Origin of the sequence: Leptotrichia sp. oral taxon 847, assembly GCF_001553645.1 — a bacterium.
Taxonomy (GTDB): domain Bacteria; phylum Fusobacteriota; class Fusobacteriia; order Fusobacteriales; family Leptotrichiaceae; genus Leptotrichia.
The window spans coordinates 259,512-275,055 of the sequence record NZ_CP014231.1 but is presented as its reverse complement, the minus strand read 5'-3'; the positions used below and the strand labels follow the sequence as shown (position 1 = coordinate 275,055).

At 28.6% G+C, this 15,544-nt stretch carries 17 protein-coding genes and 1 pseudogene; 12 read left to right on the top strand and 6 right to left on the bottom strand.

Annotated features, from left to right (window positions below; genetic code table 11):
- Positions 1–22: 22 nt before the first annotated feature.
- The 6 genes and pseudogenes from pepF to AXF11_RS01215 all read right to left on the bottom strand — a co-directional run bounded on the left by pepF (position 23) and on the right by AXF11_RS01215 (position 5,144).
- Entirely contained in the window at positions 23–1,828 is a 1,806-nt protein-coding gene (pepF, locus tag AXF11_RS01240) for an oligoendopeptidase F (protein WP_068154139.1), read from the bottom strand.
- A gap of 26 nt (positions 1,829–1,854) precedes the next feature.
- Positions 1,855–2,376, bottom strand: a pseudogene (locus tag AXF11_RS01235) (retron system putative HNH endonuclease); the annotation flags it as partial.
- Positions 2,377–2,431: 55 nt separating this feature from the next.
- Entirely contained in the window at positions 2,432–3,694 is a 1,263-nt protein-coding gene (locus tag AXF11_RS01230) for an AAA family ATPase (protein WP_068154138.1), read from the bottom strand.
- 33 nt (positions 3,695–3,727) lie between these two features.
- On the bottom strand, positions 3,728–4,126 hold the full coding sequence (locus AXF11_RS01225) for a hypothetical protein (RefSeq protein WP_068154137.1): 399 nt from the start codon (positions 4,124–4,126) through the stop codon (positions 3,728–3,730).
- Between the two features lie 22 nt (positions 4,127–4,148).
- Complete coding sequence (locus AXF11_RS01220) at positions 4,149–4,328, bottom strand: hypothetical protein (RefSeq protein ID WP_068154136.1); 180 nt, start codon at positions 4,326–4,328, stop codon at positions 4,149–4,151.
- A 15-nt stretch (positions 4,329–4,343) separates the two neighbouring features.
- A complete protein-coding gene (locus tag AXF11_RS01215) occupies positions 4,344–5,144 on the bottom strand; it encodes a YlmH family RNA-binding protein (protein WP_068154135.1) in 801 nt (266 codons plus the stop codon).
- An 821-nt stretch (positions 5,145–5,965) separates the two neighbouring features.
- Between AXF11_RS01215 and AXF11_RS01210 the strand changes: the two genes are divergently transcribed.
- From AXF11_RS01210 to trpA, 12 genes are all read left to right on the top strand, one after another.
- Positions 5,966–6,496: a hypothetical protein gene (locus AXF11_RS01210; RefSeq protein ID WP_068154134.1), complete on the top strand. Its 531-nt coding sequence runs from the start codon at positions 5,966–5,968 to the stop codon at positions 6,494–6,496.
- A gap of 630 nt (positions 6,497–7,126) precedes the next feature.
- Positions 7,127–7,597, top strand: coding sequence for a hypothetical protein (locus AXF11_RS10755; RefSeq protein ID WP_231724725.1), 471 nt, complete (start codon positions 7,127–7,129; stop codon positions 7,595–7,597).
- On the top strand, positions 7,594–8,448 hold the full coding sequence (locus AXF11_RS10750) for an anthranilate synthase component I family protein (protein WP_231724724.1): 855 nt from the start codon (positions 7,594–7,596) through the stop codon (positions 8,446–8,448). Before AXF11_RS10755 ends, AXF11_RS10750 begins: the two co-directional genes overlap by 4 nt.
- A 119-nt stretch (positions 8,449–8,567) precedes the next feature.
- Entirely contained in the window at positions 8,568–10,199 is a 1,632-nt protein-coding gene (trpD, locus tag AXF11_RS01200) for an anthranilate phosphoribosyltransferase (RefSeq protein WP_068154133.1), read from the top strand.
- The gene (locus AXF11_RS01195; RefSeq protein ID WP_197416832.1) at positions 10,180–10,569 is read left to right on the top strand and encodes a DUF5301 domain-containing protein; all 390 of its coding nucleotides are present in this window, start codon (positions 10,180–10,182) and stop codon (positions 10,567–10,569) included. The genes trpD and AXF11_RS01195 overlap by 20 nt, the downstream gene beginning before the upstream one ends.
- A 130-nt stretch (positions 10,570–10,699) precedes the next feature.
- On the top strand, positions 10,700–11,179 hold the full coding sequence (locus tag AXF11_RS01190) for a DUF3990 domain-containing protein (protein WP_068154131.1): 480 nt from the start codon (positions 10,700–10,702) through the stop codon (positions 11,177–11,179).
- Positions 11,176–11,436, top strand: a complete 261-nt coding sequence (locus AXF11_RS01185; RefSeq protein WP_068154130.1) for a hypothetical protein — start codon at positions 11,176–11,178, stop codon at positions 11,434–11,436. The genes AXF11_RS01190 and AXF11_RS01185 overlap by 4 nt, the downstream gene beginning before the upstream one ends.
- Positions 11,429–11,632, top strand: coding sequence for a DUF3791 domain-containing protein (locus AXF11_RS01180; RefSeq protein ID WP_068154129.1), 204 nt, complete (start codon positions 11,429–11,431; stop codon positions 11,630–11,632). The genes AXF11_RS01185 and AXF11_RS01180 overlap by 8 nt, the downstream gene beginning before the upstream one ends.
- A 396-nt stretch (positions 11,633–12,028) precedes the next feature.
- Entirely contained in the window at positions 12,029–12,775 is a 747-nt protein-coding gene (gene trpC / locus AXF11_RS01170; RefSeq protein ID WP_068154128.1) for an indole-3-glycerol phosphate synthase TrpC, read from the top strand.
- 29 nt (positions 12,776–12,804) lie between these two features.
- Positions 12,805–13,485, top strand: a complete 681-nt coding sequence (locus tag AXF11_RS01165; RefSeq protein WP_231724723.1) for a phosphoribosylanthranilate isomerase — start codon at positions 12,805–12,807, stop codon at positions 13,483–13,485.
- Positions 13,486–13,508: 23 nt separating this feature from the next.
- On the top strand, positions 13,509–14,708 hold the full coding sequence (gene trpB, locus AXF11_RS01160) for a tryptophan synthase subunit beta (protein WP_197416854.1): 1,200 nt from the start codon (positions 13,509–13,511) through the stop codon (positions 14,706–14,708).
- The gene (gene trpA, locus AXF11_RS01155; RefSeq protein WP_197416831.1) at positions 14,701–15,468 is read left to right on the top strand and encodes a tryptophan synthase subunit alpha; all 768 of its coding nucleotides are present in this window, start codon (positions 14,701–14,703) and stop codon (positions 15,466–15,468) included. Before trpB ends, trpA begins: the two co-directional genes overlap by 8 nt.
- Positions 15,469–15,544: the final 76 nt, after the last annotated feature.

Here is a 15,544-nt window from a genome sequence, read left to right as displayed (position 1 = left end):
TATATTTTTGAAATTTTTTATTTTAATTTCTCAATTTTTTAATTTCAGTTTCCAGTTTATCTAGGAGACTGTCAAGCTGTTTAGAAACTGCTTCAATTGTAGATTTTTTACTCAAGTCAACTCCTGCTTTTTTTAATTGGTTCATTGGAAAATCATTTCCACCTGAACTTAATAGCTCGATATATTTTTTTAGTGCTTCAATTCTAGTGTTTTCATCTTCATTTTTTATGATTTTATCGTAAAGTATTGCCGATGAAGCAAAACAAGTTGCATATTGATACACATAAAACGGTGAATTAAAGAAATGTGGCACTCTTGCCCAGAAAATATTTAATAGTTCATCTTTTTCAATTTCGTCGCCGTAATAAGCCTTAAATAAATCTTCTGTTATCTTGCTCAAAACATCAGCTGTAATCGGCTTTCCAGTTTTTGCCAATTTGTGTGCCTGATATTCGTAGTCAGCAAGTAATGCCTGAAAATAGAATGTTCCTGTAATATTTCTTATCTCCTGTTCCAAAAGTGCTATTTTTTCAGTCGGATCCTGCGTTTTTTCAAGCATATAGTCAAGTAGGAGTCTTTCATTAAAAGTTGATGCCACTTCCGCTACAAAAATTGTGTAATCCGATGTTGAAAAAGGTTGATTTTCTTGAGAGTACAATGTGTGTAAAGTATGTCCTAATTCATGTGCCAATGTAAATACACTGTCAAGAGTCTTGTTGTAATTTAATAACATATATGGATGAACCCCGTAAACTCCAGCAGAATAAGCTCCCGAGCGTTTTCCTTGAGTTTCAAACACGTCAAGCCAGCCTTGTGAAATTGCTTTTTCCATTTTTTTTGTATAATCTTTTCCAAGCGGCGCAATTGAATTTAAAACAATTTTTTTAGCGTCGTCATATTCATATTCCTTGTCAAATTTAACAAGATTTATCGAACCGTCATAGTTATGATATTCAGAAAGGCCCAAAATTTCTTTTCTCAATTTTATATATCGTTTTAGCGGTGCAGTATTTTCTTTTGCAGTATTTATCAAATTTAAATAAATATCTTCGGAAATGTTGTTATCTTCCAAAGCACTTGCCAAAAATGATTTATAATTATAAGCTTTTGAACTTGCTATATTTTTTTGCAAAATCGAATTATAAATTGCTGCAATCGTATTTTTTCTTTTTTCAAAAATTCCGTAGTAATTTTCAAATATCAATTTTCTATCTTCTTGATTTCTATTCGTAGACACAACTTTACTATAATTAGCAGCCGTCGCTTGAATTTTTTCGCCATTATTTAGTGTAACCAAAGGCCACACGACATCAGTTACTGTTATTTCGGAATAAATGCTTCTAGGCGCCGAAAAATATGAGCTGTAATAAGAAAGAAGCTTACTCTTATCTTCATCCAAAACATGATTTTGCAGTCTAAACAAGTTTTTAAGTCCAAATCTGTAATCTGAAAATTCTTTTTTTTGAATCCATTTTTCAATATTTTCTCTATTTTCAATAAGTTCTGGATTTACCCAAGAGAGTTCCGTTCCCATTTTTGCAAACAAAAACTGAATTTTTTGCATATTTTCAGTTGCTTTTTTGTCCGATGAGTCAAGATCTCTCGCAAGTTGTGGGTATCTATAAAGCTTGTAAGCAATTTTTTCTGACTCTTCTTGCTTTTTCAAAAATTCCAGAAGTTTATCTTCGTTGTCAAATTTTCCTTTATATCCAACAAGTTCTTTTTGAATTTTTTCCATTTTTGCAAGATCTTCATTCCATTTTTCATAATTTTTATAAATGTCGCCTAAATTCCATTTATATTCTTTTGGTATATCTTTTCTTTCCATATTTTTTCCTCCTGTTTTTTTATTTATTATTTATTTTTAGATAAAAATTTTATGTTTTTGATTAAAAATTTTTTTAGTGTTGGAAATTTATTGATGTATTTTATATTTTCTATATTCACATTTAAAATTTCCAAAATCATGGTTTTTCTTATTTCACATAATTTTTTCTGATTTAAATTCAATATATCTATCGTTTTTATTGCCATTTTGTACTTTATTCCAGTTTCATATTTAGGAATTATCTTACCTGTACTAATACTGTACTCGAAATATTTTTCAGGATCAATTTCAATTGGATTTATAAAATTATCGTTCCACTTATTTTCCTTAATTGAACCACAAGTTTGATTTTCCAAACAGCCTGTCAAAAAATTTTTATATTCATGAAACAATTTAGGAAATTTATCTTTTGGTTTCACATGTTCAATCTGACTTTTTTCAACATTAATCTCCCTCTCACAATAAGGACAAAAATAGATTCCATCGAATTTTTGTTCATTTTCAAGCATATATTTCTTTAATTTAGTCTTTATTTCATAATCAAAATCCTTCCAATTTTTTAATTTACTTTTCCTCTTAAATTCTTTAAAAAAATCAGGCTAACTAATTTTGTTTACTTTCAGCATTTTTTCTCCCCTTTTTTATTTGCAAATCCATATCCACCAAAAATAAATCTCTATCATCTTCTCCTAAAATATCCTTTATTTTAGTATACTTTTCCTTAAATTCAGAATTTTCATAATTATCATTTTTAACCATTTCTTTTACCAAATTAAGCAAATTATTCACGCTAGGATTTCTATCTGTTTCTAATCCCATTATATCTTCAAGTATTCTTCCTGTAGTCTGTCCATATGAATTTCCAAACTCATCTCCCGTTTTAACTTTTACAATTCCATTTTTATTTTTTTCCAATAAAATTATATTCTCTTTTTCCACACTTCCTAAAATATGTGGCGAATGAGTTGCCAAAATAATCTGATTATTTCTACCAATTTTTCTATAAACATCAACAATTTTTTGCTGCCATTTCGGATGCAACGACAATTCAGGCTCATCAATCATAATTATGGAATTTTCAGGCTCCAGCATTTTTATCGCCAAAGTCCGTAAAAATAACTGCTTTTCCCCAGAAGAAAGCTCATTTATTCCAAATTTTTTCCCACTAGAATCAGTAAAAATCGGCATACTATTCTCATCTTTCGATATTTCTGAAAGTTTCACATCCAACTCCAAAATTTCAAAAATCCCATTAATTTCCGCAAAAACCTTTTTTCTAACTTGTCCCATTGTCAAATTTTCTTCTTCATTCGCAACTTTTGAAATCCGAGTTGCAATGTAGGATGGAATATCCTTAATTTCGTATGAATCTACGATATTAATAAAACTATATTCTTTTTTTAAATTTGTTTGAGCTTTTTTTATTTTTTCAAAATTAATTTCAGTTGGAACATAAATTAATTTTGGAAATATTTTTAACTTTTCAAAACTTCTGCTTATTATTTTGGAATTTTTATTTTCAAATTTATTATTTTTACAATCATCATTATAAAATTTTATATTTCTCAAACAATCTGTAAATTCAATATCTTTTTGCAATTCTTTTTCAGTTTCTGTCAATCCTTCGCTATTCATAAGATTTTCCAAAACTTCTCTTTCACTCTTTTCATAAAATAATTCCACATTAACAACTTTGCTTCTAAACATTTCAAACCAATAACGAATACTTTCCAAAACTCTAGTTTTACCACTTCCATTAATCCCAGCCAGAACTATCAAATCCAAAACTTTTCCTTCTGACTCAAAATTTATATCTAACTTTTCAAGTCCTTTGTATTTTTTTATATGAAGATTTTTTATTTTCATTTTGGGTCACTCCTTTCTCATAAATTAAATTATTTAAGTTTTCTCAATTATTTTAACTTCTTTCTCATTCAACCCATACAGCTCATAAACCATCCCATCAATCTCTTTATCCGTCATTTCAATTTCATTTTTTACTTTTTCAGCTTCTTCTTTCTTCTCTAAAAATATTTCTTCCCATTCTACCTCATCTTTTAGCGACAATTTTATTTTCACTTTTTTCAATTCTTTTATAAGATATGAAAAGTCGAGTAAAAACCAGTCTTGTAATTTGGTTGTAAGTTTTTCTAATTCAAATTTTCTAGTTAATAATCTTTGGAATTTTTGAGATAATTCTTGAAGATTTTTGTTTAAAAATAACATTTTATCAGCTTTTTCGATAAAATGTTGTTGTTCTTGCAGCGAAATTTCTTTTAATTGTTCATTTATAATCATTTCTCCTGTTTTTTATTATTCATCAATCAAAAAATTTTTTATAAACAAAAAGCACTATTGCAATTGGAATAATCCATCCGGCAACCGACATAAATACTGAAAATGCCAGTTTTAGAAGTGCTATAATTGCAACTGCTCCTATAGCTATTCCTAAACATTTTAAAAATAATTCTAAATTTCCTTTTGGTGTTACATCTCTCATAATTCTCATCTCCTATTAAATATATTTTTTTATAAGAAGTCTTTCTTTACCTTTTTTTGTTTCCCCTTTTTCAGAAAAAAGCTTGTATTTTCCAAATCCTTTTATTGTAATTAAACTTCCAATTTCAAGCAATTTTGATTTATCCGTTTCTTTCATGTAATCGACCAGGACTTTTCCTTTTTCAATTGGTTCTATGACTTTGTTCCTCGAAATATTTGTTATTGCACAGACTATGTTGTCAAGCCGTTTTGATGAAACTGTAATTAATTTGTCGTCATATTTGTATTTTGGTAAATTTTTTATTTCTTTTAAATTAACAATTTCGACCGTACAAGGTGCTTTTCCAATTTGCGTAAGCTCATTTGAAATAATATTGGCAATTTTATTTGAAACAGGGATATATCCCGCACCATTTTCTAAAATCAGATCTCCCATTAATTCTCTTTTTATATTTAATCCCATAAGACTTCCCAAAAAATCTTTATGCTTGTATTCTTTAAATTTTGAAGCAATGGAAATTTTTAGTAGTTTATGTGGAAAATCAAAAAAATTTTCAAAATCTTCGTTATTTTTTGGCATAAAATCATCGGGAACAAAAGCGATTTGCTGTCTATCACTGTTTTCAAAGACGCCATTTGTAATCACATTTAGACCATTTGCCTTTTTTTGGAATTTTTTCCAAAAATTTGGAGTATAAAATTCTTCAGAGTAACTTATTATTTCATAGTCGCTGGCAATTTCATAAACATTAAAAAGTTTACTTGCCAAATATTCCAGTTCTTTTGAAAATTGCTTTAAAAATATTTCTTTTTTCATAATTTGTTTTTTTGTTAATTATTCTCCCATTATTCGTTTTTTTATTTCTTAAATTTTCTTTCTTTTAATAAATTATATACAAAATTTTTGAATTAGTCCAGTTTTTTTCTTTAAAAGGATGGTTTAAAAATTTTAGGGGCAGATTTTTTAATTTCAAATTTTTTAGGTTATTTTTGATTACAAGATGTTATTTTAATTTAGTATAGTTTTTTATTTTTTTACATAAGGGGAAAGGACCGCCATTTCCCCTTATAATCCCCACGCTCGTCTAAGCATTTTTTTGAAGCAAAGCCGAAACTCACTTCGTTCAGACAGTCGTCTTTACTCCAAAAAAATCACGACACCTTTTGTATAATACTAGTTAAACCGTCGGAGCATTTTTATGTGCTGACAAAACTGTCTGAGTGTAAGCGAGTTTTTTGGCAGTACATAAAAATGACTTGAGCCTTGCCGGGGTGCAGGGGTGCGGCGATGAGCACTTCTGCTTAAAAAAGGAATAGAAAAAAATTGTTATTTTAGTAACTTTCTGGATTGAATGAAAAACTTAAAATAAGATTTTTTATTTACCCCTAACTATTTTACTCTGTCTCTTTAAAAGATAAAGTAGGGATAGTGTAAAAATTTTAAATTTAACATTTTTTTATTTATCACTAAATATTTTATTCTGCGATAAAACAGGATATTAAAAAAAATTTTTAAAATTTCACAAAAAAGACACAATTTTTTCATTTTTTTGTCAAAAATAAATGATACTATACATATGTTGAAAAAATAAGAAATAAATAAATCAAAAATATTTTGATTGGTAAGGAGAATATATTATGAAAAGATTAGGAAAAAAAGGAATAATGGGAATGGCTTTATTAGCTTCACTGTCTGTTTATGCAGGAGTTGCAGTAGGAGTTACAAATACAAATGAAACTGTAAATAAAAAAGCGGACTGCAAACCGCCACACAAACTTGAATTAAAAAAAGATGCCAATGGAAATATGATTGCTCCAGATGGAACAATAGTTAAAATAGTTAAAAAAGAAGAAATTGAAAGCTTAAAAGCAAAATTAAAAAAAGGTGCGGTAACATTGACAGATAAAGAAGCTGAAAATTTAACTCAGTTGATTAAACCTCATTTTGATGGTCCTAAACCTGATGATAAAATGAGCGAAGAATGTAAATTAGAATTTGATAAAAAATTTAAAGACAAAAAAGCAGATAAAAATGCAAGACCTAGATTATCTAAAGAAGAAATTGATTCTTTGGTAAATTCAATAAATAACAAAAAATTAACAAAAGAAGAATCAAGTAAATTAGTTCAGTTATTAAATAGACCAGAAAGACATCCCGATATGCAGTAAAAACAAAAAATAAAAAAATGGCATAGTAAAAATAATAGAAATTCCCTTTCTTAAAAGTGTTTTAACTACTATGCCATTCTTTATTTTTATATAATAATTCAAAAAATGATAAAAAATTTTTTAAATAGACTTTACAAATTAAAAAAAATGTTGTATACTAAGACAAATAAAAAATTAAAAAATAGGAGTGATTAAGATGGTAAAATTATTATGGTGGTGGCAAATTTTAAATACAATTTAATATTTTTCACCATAAATTCGGGATAATTTTATTAATTAATTGCTAAAATATAAAATAAAAAAAACATTGGTGAACTAATTTTATCAATGTTTTTTGTTTTTTAATCCTTTATTCTACATTTGTGGTTTAAAGGATTTTTATTTTATAAATTTTAATAAAATTACAGAAAGTAAAAATCTAACGGCAAATAAGAAAATCTTATTTTTAAATCTTAAAAAAATTAATCTAAAAAATTTTTATTGGAAAATAAAAAATATTTGATGTTTAAAAATAATTTTTAAAGTTTTTACTTCACTATAAATAAAGTGTTTTATGGGAAATTACAGAAAAATATTAATAAAGATTTTGTCTTATAATATTTGTACAATCAAAGAAAGGAAAAATGAATTATGTTTATAAAAGAACCAATTTACTATTATTCAATTATAAGAAAAAGATTTCCAAATTCGTATCTTACGGAAGATGAAAGACAGATTATTATCGGAATCGACTGTGATTATGTGGATTCGTATGAATACGATTTCAAAATGTTGAAAAATTACTATAACTTATTGATAAAAAAAGGTAAAATTGCACCGTTTGCTGGACTTTTTGGAACATTTTCCTATGAAACCGTTCATTATTTTGAGAAAATTAAAAAGATTGAAAATTCACAGTTTGAGTTTCCCAAATTTATTTTTGCTAATGCAAAGGCTTATTTACATTATTCAAAGGTGAGTAAAGATTACTCATTTTATGGAAATAAGAAATATTTTGATAATTTGAAAAAAGAAGCTGAAAAAGAAAAAGAAAATAAAAAAATTTTGAAAATAAAAATAAGAGAGAAAAAGAAATTTATTATTCTGTCGAAACGGATTTGAGTGCTGAAAAAGATCATTTTTATGAAATAGTTGAAAAAGCGAAAGAATATATAAAATCTGGGGATATATTTCAAGTCGTTTTGAGCGAACAGTTGAAATTGAAAACTAATATGGATTCTTTAGAGTTTTACAAATATTTATCTAAAGCAAATCCGTCGCCGTATATGTTTCACTTTCCAACAAAATATGGAGATGTGGTCGGTTCAAGTCCAGAAATATTGGTGGAAATTACGTCGGATAACATCTATATTGCTCCGATTGCTGGAACTCGACCTCGTGGGAAAGACGCCAACGAAGACAAAATTTTGGCAAATGATTTATTGAACGATGAAAAAGAATGTGCTGAACATAGGATGCTCGTGGATTTAGCTCGAAACGATGTGGGAAAATTTTCAGAAGAAGGAAGTGTTGTAGTAAAAAATCTTATGCATATTAAGAATTATCAGCATGTTATGCACATTGTGTCAGAAGTTTATGGGAAAAAAAGAAAAGATGTGTCGGTATTTGACGTGATTTCCCTTGCTCTTCCAGCGGGAACGCTTTCTGGCTCACCAAAAATTCGTGCAATGCAGATAATTTCAGAATTTGAAATCTACAAGCGAAATGTATATGGCGGAGGAATTGGATTTTTGCGGTTTAATGGAGACGTGCAAATTGCAATTGTGATTAGAACTGCGTTTTTTGAAAATAAAAATTGCGATATTAATAAGATTGATGAAAAAAGAAATGTGTTTATTCAAGCTGGAGCGGGGATTGTTTTTGACTCAGTAAAAGAGAATGAATACAAGGAAATTTGCAATAAAAGGGCGTCTGTTGTAGGTGTTTTTGAAAAAAATGCTAAAAAAATATAGTTTTTTTAAATTGTAATTAAAGTTATAAAAAAGTTTAAGAAATAAAATTTTTTCAAAATAAAAAATCAAAAAAATAAAATTTTGCAAATAAAAAAATTTTTTGTGGAATAGGAGAAAATATGATTTTAATGATAGATAACTACGATTCATTCGTGTTTAATGTGGAGCAATATTTAAAGGAGTTGTCCTGTGAAGAAGTTAGAACAGTGAGAAATGATGAAATTTCGTTAGAAGAAATTAGAAAATTAAATCCAAGCAAAATAGTTTTGTCGCCTGGACCAAAGCATCCGAAAGATAGCGGAGTTTGTCTTGAAATTTTGAAAGAAATCGAAGATATTCCAATTTTAGGAATTTGTCTGGGACATCAGGCGATAGGATATGTGTCTGGTGCAGAAATAAAAAGAATGGAAAATCCTATGCACGGGAAGTCTTCAGAAATTGAGGTGCTTTACGATAATTCAAAATTGTTTTGTGATTTACCTAAAGAGTTTAATGTAATGCGCTATCACTCACTTTATGTGGATGAAGATACACTAAGTCCAGATTTAATCGTTACAGCAAAGTCAAAAGATGGCGTTATTATGGCGATTGAACATAAAACTAAAGACATTTATGGAATACAGTTTCACCCTGAGTCATTTTTTACGGAATATGGTAAAAAAATGATTGAAAATTTTGTAAAACTTGATAATAAAAATAAAAGAGAATTAGAGATAAAAAAGGAGTTAAAAAATATGGAAAAAAATGAAAGTTTGAAAAAATATTTAAAAAAATTGCAAGATAATATTTCGCTTACAGATTCTGATTTTAGGGAAATTTGTGAAATCATTGACAGCAAGAACTACAATATTGTGCAACTGGGAGCACTTCTTGTATTAATTTCAGAAAAAAGTCTTTATCCAGAATCGCTTACTGCTTTTGTAAAAAATATTTTGGAATATAGTACAACGTTTGAGGATGAAAGTGATATGATAGATGTTTGTGGGACTGGCGGAGATGGATTTAAAACGATAAATATTTCTACAGCAGTGGCATTTATTTTGGGAGCGATGGGAGTAACTGTTGCAAAACATGGAAATCGTGCGGTTTCAAGTAAGAGTGGAAGTAGCGATGTTTTAGATAAATTGGGAGTTCCTTTGGAAAAATCATTGTTGACTCAATTAGATAAACTGGAGAAAAAACATTTAGCATTTTTCCATGCACCGTTTTTCCATAAATTAGTTGGAGAAGTTAGAGAAGTTCGTCAGCAACTTGGAATAAGAACTGTTTTCAATGTTTTAGGACCTTTACTACATCCTAACAAAAAATTGAAGTATCAATTAGTTGGGCTTTATCATGAACCTGTTCACAGATTGTATGCTGAAACATTACAATTATTAGAAAGAGAACATGCGTTGGTTGTTCGTGGAAATGATGGACTTGATGAAATTACGATTTGCGACGATACAAAAATTATCGAAGTAAAAGGAGATCAAATTCTAGAATATACAATTTCGCCTGAAAGTTTTGGATTTAAAAGAGCTTTTCATTCTGAAATCGAAGGTGGAACTGCAGAAGAAAATTCTGAAATTTTAAAGAGGATATTAAAAGGTGAAGAAAAATCGGCAAAATTTGATATAGTCGTGTTAAATGCGATGTTTGGACTTTATACTGCGAATGTGGTGGATCATCCTGCAAAGGCAAAAGAATTGATTTTGGAGGCAATTGAGAGTGGGAAGGTTTATGAGTTTTATGAAAACTATACAAAGTAAGTATTTGATTTTAGTAACTTTAATATTGGCTATTTTAGGATTTTTTCTTTATAGTACCAGTACAAGAAAAATCAATTTTAATCCTGAAAAAATTGCTAGAATAGAAGTTTTTAGCAAAGAGAGAAAAATTAAAGATATAAATTCTCCTAATAAAATAGATGACATTGTAAAAATATTGAAACAATTGAGAAGCAGAACAGAATCTGTAAATGATTTTCCAAATCTAGAAAAATATTATTTATTAAAAATTGAAGAACTAAATGTTTATATTTATGAGAATGATAAAAAATATTATGTAGAAGTTCCGTATAATGCTATTTATCTAATAAACAAAATTCAATATAATAAATTGTTAGAAATAGTGAAATAGTATTGTAAAATATAACTGAGAAAAATATAATTTTGAAATTTATAAAAAGGATTTAAATTTAAAATTTCTTTAATAAAAATTATTTAGTTTTCCTAAAATTATAAAAAAATAAGAAAAAAGGGGTGATTAAGTGAAATTGTATCATGGAAGTAATGTCAAAGTGAAAAATCCTAGAATTATCACAAATACTAGGCTCTTAGATTTTGGATATGTTTTTTATCTAACTTCGGATTTTAAACAGGCTAAAAAATGGGCAAAGCTGACTCAAAAACGAAGACAACAAGGAATTGCAACAGTTTCCGTGTATGAAATAAGCAAGGAGCAATTAAAGAATTTGAAAGTTTTATATTTTGAATCAGCTAATAGAGAATGGCTTAAATTTGTTATTCAAAATAGGAACAATAATATAACAAATAATGAAAATTGGGATATTATAATAGGACCTGTTGCAAATGATAATACAATGCCTGTTATCAATCTCTATTTAAATGGAATTTACGATGAAAACGAGGCTTTAAAAAGACTTTTACCTCAAAATCTTAAAGACCAGTATACTTTTAAAACAGAAAAGGCTCTTAAATATTTAAAATTTTTGGAGGTGGAATTATGAATATGAAAACAATTTTTTCAGATATATTGGAGAAATATGATACTCAAATCATAAGATTAATTGTTGAAAAATATGGTTTTAATGAAATGGAGGCATTAAGAAAGTTTTTTTATTCAGAAACATATAAAATGCTTTCAGATTTTGAATTAGAAATGTGGGATTTTAGCCCTCTTGTAATTTTTGATATGTGGGAAAATGAGCAGGTAACTGGAAACCCTAGAAATTCACTATATATAAGAGATGATTACTATGTCTAAAGAAATGAATTTTTTTATATATTTATTGGAAAAATATGCAGATAAAAAAAATAAAAATGCGAGTGATATTTTAAAAGAATGGGATAAACTTAATATAACACAATTAATATACAGTATGTACGAAAAATATCATACGGAAACTTTAGAAAACGCATTTGAAGATATTGATAAAATTATAGAAAGTAAAAGAAATTGAAAATATGATAAAAACTTTATATAAAGAAAAATGTTTGAGGTATTTTATAATCCCAGAAATAATACTATTATTTATATTTTTCTTCAAATTTTCAATACTAGTATATATAATACTACCTCTTTATGTTATTGAGAGTATATTTGATAATATTTTTTTCAATATTCCATTAATTTGGTTATTATTTAAAATAACAACTATGTATTTTTGCTCTATAAAGTTTAAAAAAATAAATAAAATTGAAGATGAAGAAAAAAAGAAAAAATACAAAATTAGGTTAAAAATAATAATTTTTTTAGTAAATATAGTAATTTTCGTTATTTTCACAATACTCTCTACTAATTTAATAAATCAAATTGTTAATACAATATTAAGTTTTTAAACTACGAAAGGAAAAATATGGATATTTTAGAAAAAATAAAAATTAAAAGAGATATACAGCTTGAAGACGAATTAAAGTCTTTTAAACAGCCATCTTTAAAAAAGGCACTTAATCAAAAAGGAATTCAAATTATTGGGGAAATTAAGAGGGCTTCTCCATCGAAAGGGAAAATTGCAAAAGATGATTTTGATTTATTAAAACAGGCTCAAAGTTATGTGGATAAAGGGGTTGCAGCTTTTTCGATACTGACAGAAAAGGAATATTTTAAAGGAGAGAATGATTTTATAAAAATTGTAAGAGAGAAATTTCCAGAAATGCCGATTTTGAGGAAGGACTTTATTTATACTCCGTTTCAGGTGGCTCATGCTAAATTTTTGGGAGCTTCGGCGATACTTCTTATCGTGAGAATGTTGGATGATAAGACTTTTCGTGAGTTGCATAAATTGGCGCATGAATTGGAGCTTGAAGTTTTGGTTGAAGTTCATGATGAGGTTGAGTTGGAACGAGCTTTAAAAATACCTAATTTGGAAATTTTGGGAGTGAATAATAGAAATCTTGATACTTTTGAAGTGGATATTGCGACAACGAAAAAATTGATAGATAAAATTCCAGCTGAAATGAAAAGAAAACTTATTCTTGTTGGAGAAAGCGGTTTTATGACAAAAGATGATTTGGAATATGCAAAAACTATTGGAGTTGATGGGCTTTTGATTGGGGAAGCGCTTATGAGAGGAAATTTGAATTTAAAAAAGTTGAAAAATTAAAATAATTTTTGAATTGGAGAGGAGATAAAGTGGAAATTAATAAAACCTTATTAAAAGTTTGTGGAATTCGGTCGGTTGAGGAAATGGAAGAATTAAAGGAACTGGATATTGACTACATTGGATGTATTTTTGCGGAAAGTCCGAGAAGAGTAAATATTGAAGTTTCAAGTCAAATTGTGCAACTTGCACATAAAAACGGGAAAAAAGTTGTTGGGGTATTTGTGAATGCGATGATAAGGGATGTTGTAAGGATTGTAGAAGCACTTAAACTTGATGTTGTCCAGCTTCATGGAAATGAGACGGCGGAATATTGTGAGGAGCTGAAAAAGGCGTTTGAAAGAATTTATAAAAATCATTTGAATGAATTAGAAAATGAGACGAAAAATATTAGAAATAAGACAAAAATTTGGAAAACTTTTAAAGTAGAAGAAAAACTTCCAAATATCAATGATTACAAGTCCCTTATTGAATATCCACTTTTTGAAACAAAGGGCGAAAAAGCTGGTGGAAATGGAGAAATTTTTGACTGGAAAATATTAAAAGGGGTAAATCCATATTCGTTTGTCTTGGCTGGTGGAATTTCACCAAAAAATATAGAAGTGGCGCTATTTTATAAGCCAGCGGTAGTGGATGTAAATAGTAAAGTTGAAATTAATGATAGAAAAGCTAGAAAATTAGTTGAAGAAGTAATTAAAGTTGTGAAATCTTAATTTAAAATAAAAGTGGAAAGGAAATAATTATGGAAAATAAAAAAGCATATTTTGGAAATTTTGGAGGACAGTTTGTTCCTGAAACGGTTATGACGGCGCTGTTTGAACTGGAAAAAGCTTATGATGAATTAAAAGATGACAAGGAGTTTTACAAAAATTTTGAAGATTTATTAAAAAATTATGTTGGGAGAGAGACGCCGCTTTATTATGCAAAAAGTTTGAGCGACTATTATAACCACGACATTTATTTAAAAAGAGAGGATTTGAACCATACAGGAGCACATAAAATAAATAATGCGCTAGGACAAGTCCTACTTGCTAAAAAAATGGGAAAAAAGAAAGTAATTGCTGAAACTGGTGCTGGACAACATGGAGTTGCAACTGCCACAGCTGCGGCACTTCTTGGGCTTGAATGCGATGTCTATATGGGAGCGGTTGACATTGAGCGTCAAAAATTAAACGTTTTTAGAATGGAGCTTTTGGGGGCAAAAGTTGTTTGTGTCAAGGATGGTCTAAAGACACTAAAAGAAGCAACAACTGCTGCAATTCAAGCTTGGGTTGCTGAAATTGAAACTGTGTTTTATGTAATTGGTTCTGTTGTAGGGCCTCATCCTTATCCTACGATTGTGAAAAATTTTCAGTCGGTTATTGGGAAAGAGGCTAGACAGCAAATAGAAGCTTTGGGAAAGCACGCTGACCATGTAATTGCCTGTGTTGGCGGTGGAAGCAATGCAATTGGAATTTTTAGTGGATTTTTGGATGACAGCACCACAAAATTGTACGGTGTGGAAGCTGGTGGACTTGGAATTGACACTGATAAACACGCTGCCACATTGACACTTGGAAGAGAAGGGATTATTCATGGAATGAAGACTTATGTGCTGCAAAATAAATATGGACAAATTTTACCAGTTCATTCAATTTCCGCAGGACTTGATTATCCGGGAGTAGGACCGGAACATTCCTATCTTCATGATATGAAAAAGGCAATTTATGCGCCAATTACTGATAAGGAAGCGATGGATGCACTAATTTTAGTAACTCGGAAAGAGGGAATAATACCAGCAATAGAAAGTGCTCACGCGCTTGCTTATTTGGAAAAATTGTGTCCAACGCTGTCAAAAGATAAGAGGGAAACAATAATTGTAAATGTATCAGGACGTGGAGACAAAGATATGCACACAGTATTTTCAGTATTGAAAGGAGAAAATGTCAATGAATAGTATAAAAAATGTATTTGAGAAGAAAAAACAAAATGGAGAAAAAACAAATATTGGGTATATAGTTGCAGGCTATCCCAATTTAGAATTTACAAAAGATTTTTTAGAAAATTTGGATAAGACGAGTATTGATATGTTGGAAGTCGGAGTGCCTTATTCAGATCCGATAGCTGACGGAAAACTTATATCCAAAACTTCTTTTGCAGCGTCAGAAGCTGGTGTTACGACAGATACGGTATTTGATTTGGTAACCGAAGTTAAAGATAAAGTTACAAAACCACTTATATTTTTAATTTATTACAATTTAATTTTTTCTTACGGAATTGACAAATTTATCGAAAAATGTGTAAAAAGTGGCATAAAAGGTCTTCTAGTGCCTGATTTACCCTATGAGGAGGCAGAAGAACTGTTTGAGAAAGCAAAAAAGAATAATATTGATTTTATTCCGTTTGTAAGTGTAACTTCTCAAGATAGAATAAAAAAAATCACATCTCGAGGAAGTGGATTTGTTTATGCAATAGGTTCACTTGGAGTAACAGGAAGTAAACAAGTTGATTTGCAAAGACTTGAAAAATTTATTAAAAATATCAGAACAAAGACAAATTTACCTGTGTCATTGGGATTCGGTATAAAAAATAATGATAATGTGAATACAATGAGAAAGTTTGCGGATGGAGTAATTGTTGGAACAAGTATAGTGGAAATCACAAAATCAAACGATGTGAATTCGACCATACAGAAAATAAATGAATTGTTTAAATAAAAATTATAAAATAGTTTAAGATAATGGAAGAAAGTTAAAATAATACTTTCATTATTTTTTTTAAAATAAATTTTAC

What these genes read in the sequence shown, in the direction of transcription:
- trpA (WP_197416831.1), top strand. Translation starts at nt 14,701, where the DNA reads ATGAATAGTATAAAAAATGTATTTGAGAAGAAAAAACAAAATGGAGAA.
- AXF11_RS01220 (WP_068154136.1), bottom strand. Translation starts at nt 4,328, where the DNA reads ATGAGAGATGTAACACCAAAAGGAAATTTAGAATTATTTTTAAAATGT.
- AXF11_RS01215 (WP_068154135.1), bottom strand. Translation starts at nt 5,144, where the DNA reads ATGAAAAAAGAAATATTTTTAAAGCAATTTTCAAAAGAACTGGAATAT.
- trpC (WP_068154128.1), top strand. Translation starts at nt 12,029, where the DNA reads ATGGATATTTTAGAAAAAATAAAAATTAAAAGAGATATACAGCTTGAA.
- AXF11_RS01195 (WP_197416832.1), top strand. Translation starts at nt 10,180, where the DNA reads ATGAAAACTATACAAAGTAAGTATTTGATTTTAGTAACTTTAATATTG.
- pepF (WP_068154139.1), bottom strand. Translation starts at nt 1,828, where the DNA reads ATGGAAAGAAAAGATATACCAAAAGAATATAAATGGAATTTAGGCGAC.
- AXF11_RS01230 (WP_068154138.1), bottom strand. Translation starts at nt 3,694, where the DNA reads ATGAAAATAAAAAATCTTCATATAAAAAAATACAAAGGACTTGAAAAG.
- AXF11_RS10755 (WP_231724725.1), top strand. Translation starts at nt 7,127, where the DNA reads ATGTTTATAAAAGAACCAATTTACTATTATTCAATTATAAGAAAAAGA.
- AXF11_RS01210 (WP_068154134.1), top strand. Translation starts at nt 5,966, where the DNA reads ATGAAAAGATTAGGAAAAAAAGGAATAATGGGAATGGCTTTATTAGCT.
- AXF11_RS01225 (WP_068154137.1), bottom strand. Translation starts at nt 4,126, where the DNA reads ATGATTATAAATGAACAATTAAAAGAAATTTCGCTGCAAGAACAACAA.
- AXF11_RS01185 (WP_068154130.1), top strand. Translation starts at nt 11,176, where the DNA reads ATGAATATGAAAACAATTTTTTCAGATATATTGGAGAAATATGATACT.
- AXF11_RS01180 (WP_068154129.1), top strand. Translation starts at nt 11,429, where the DNA reads ATGTCTAAAGAAATGAATTTTTTTATATATTTATTGGAAAAATATGCA.
- trpD (WP_068154133.1), top strand. Translation starts at nt 8,568, where the DNA reads ATGATTTTAATGATAGATAACTACGATTCATTCGTGTTTAATGTGGAG.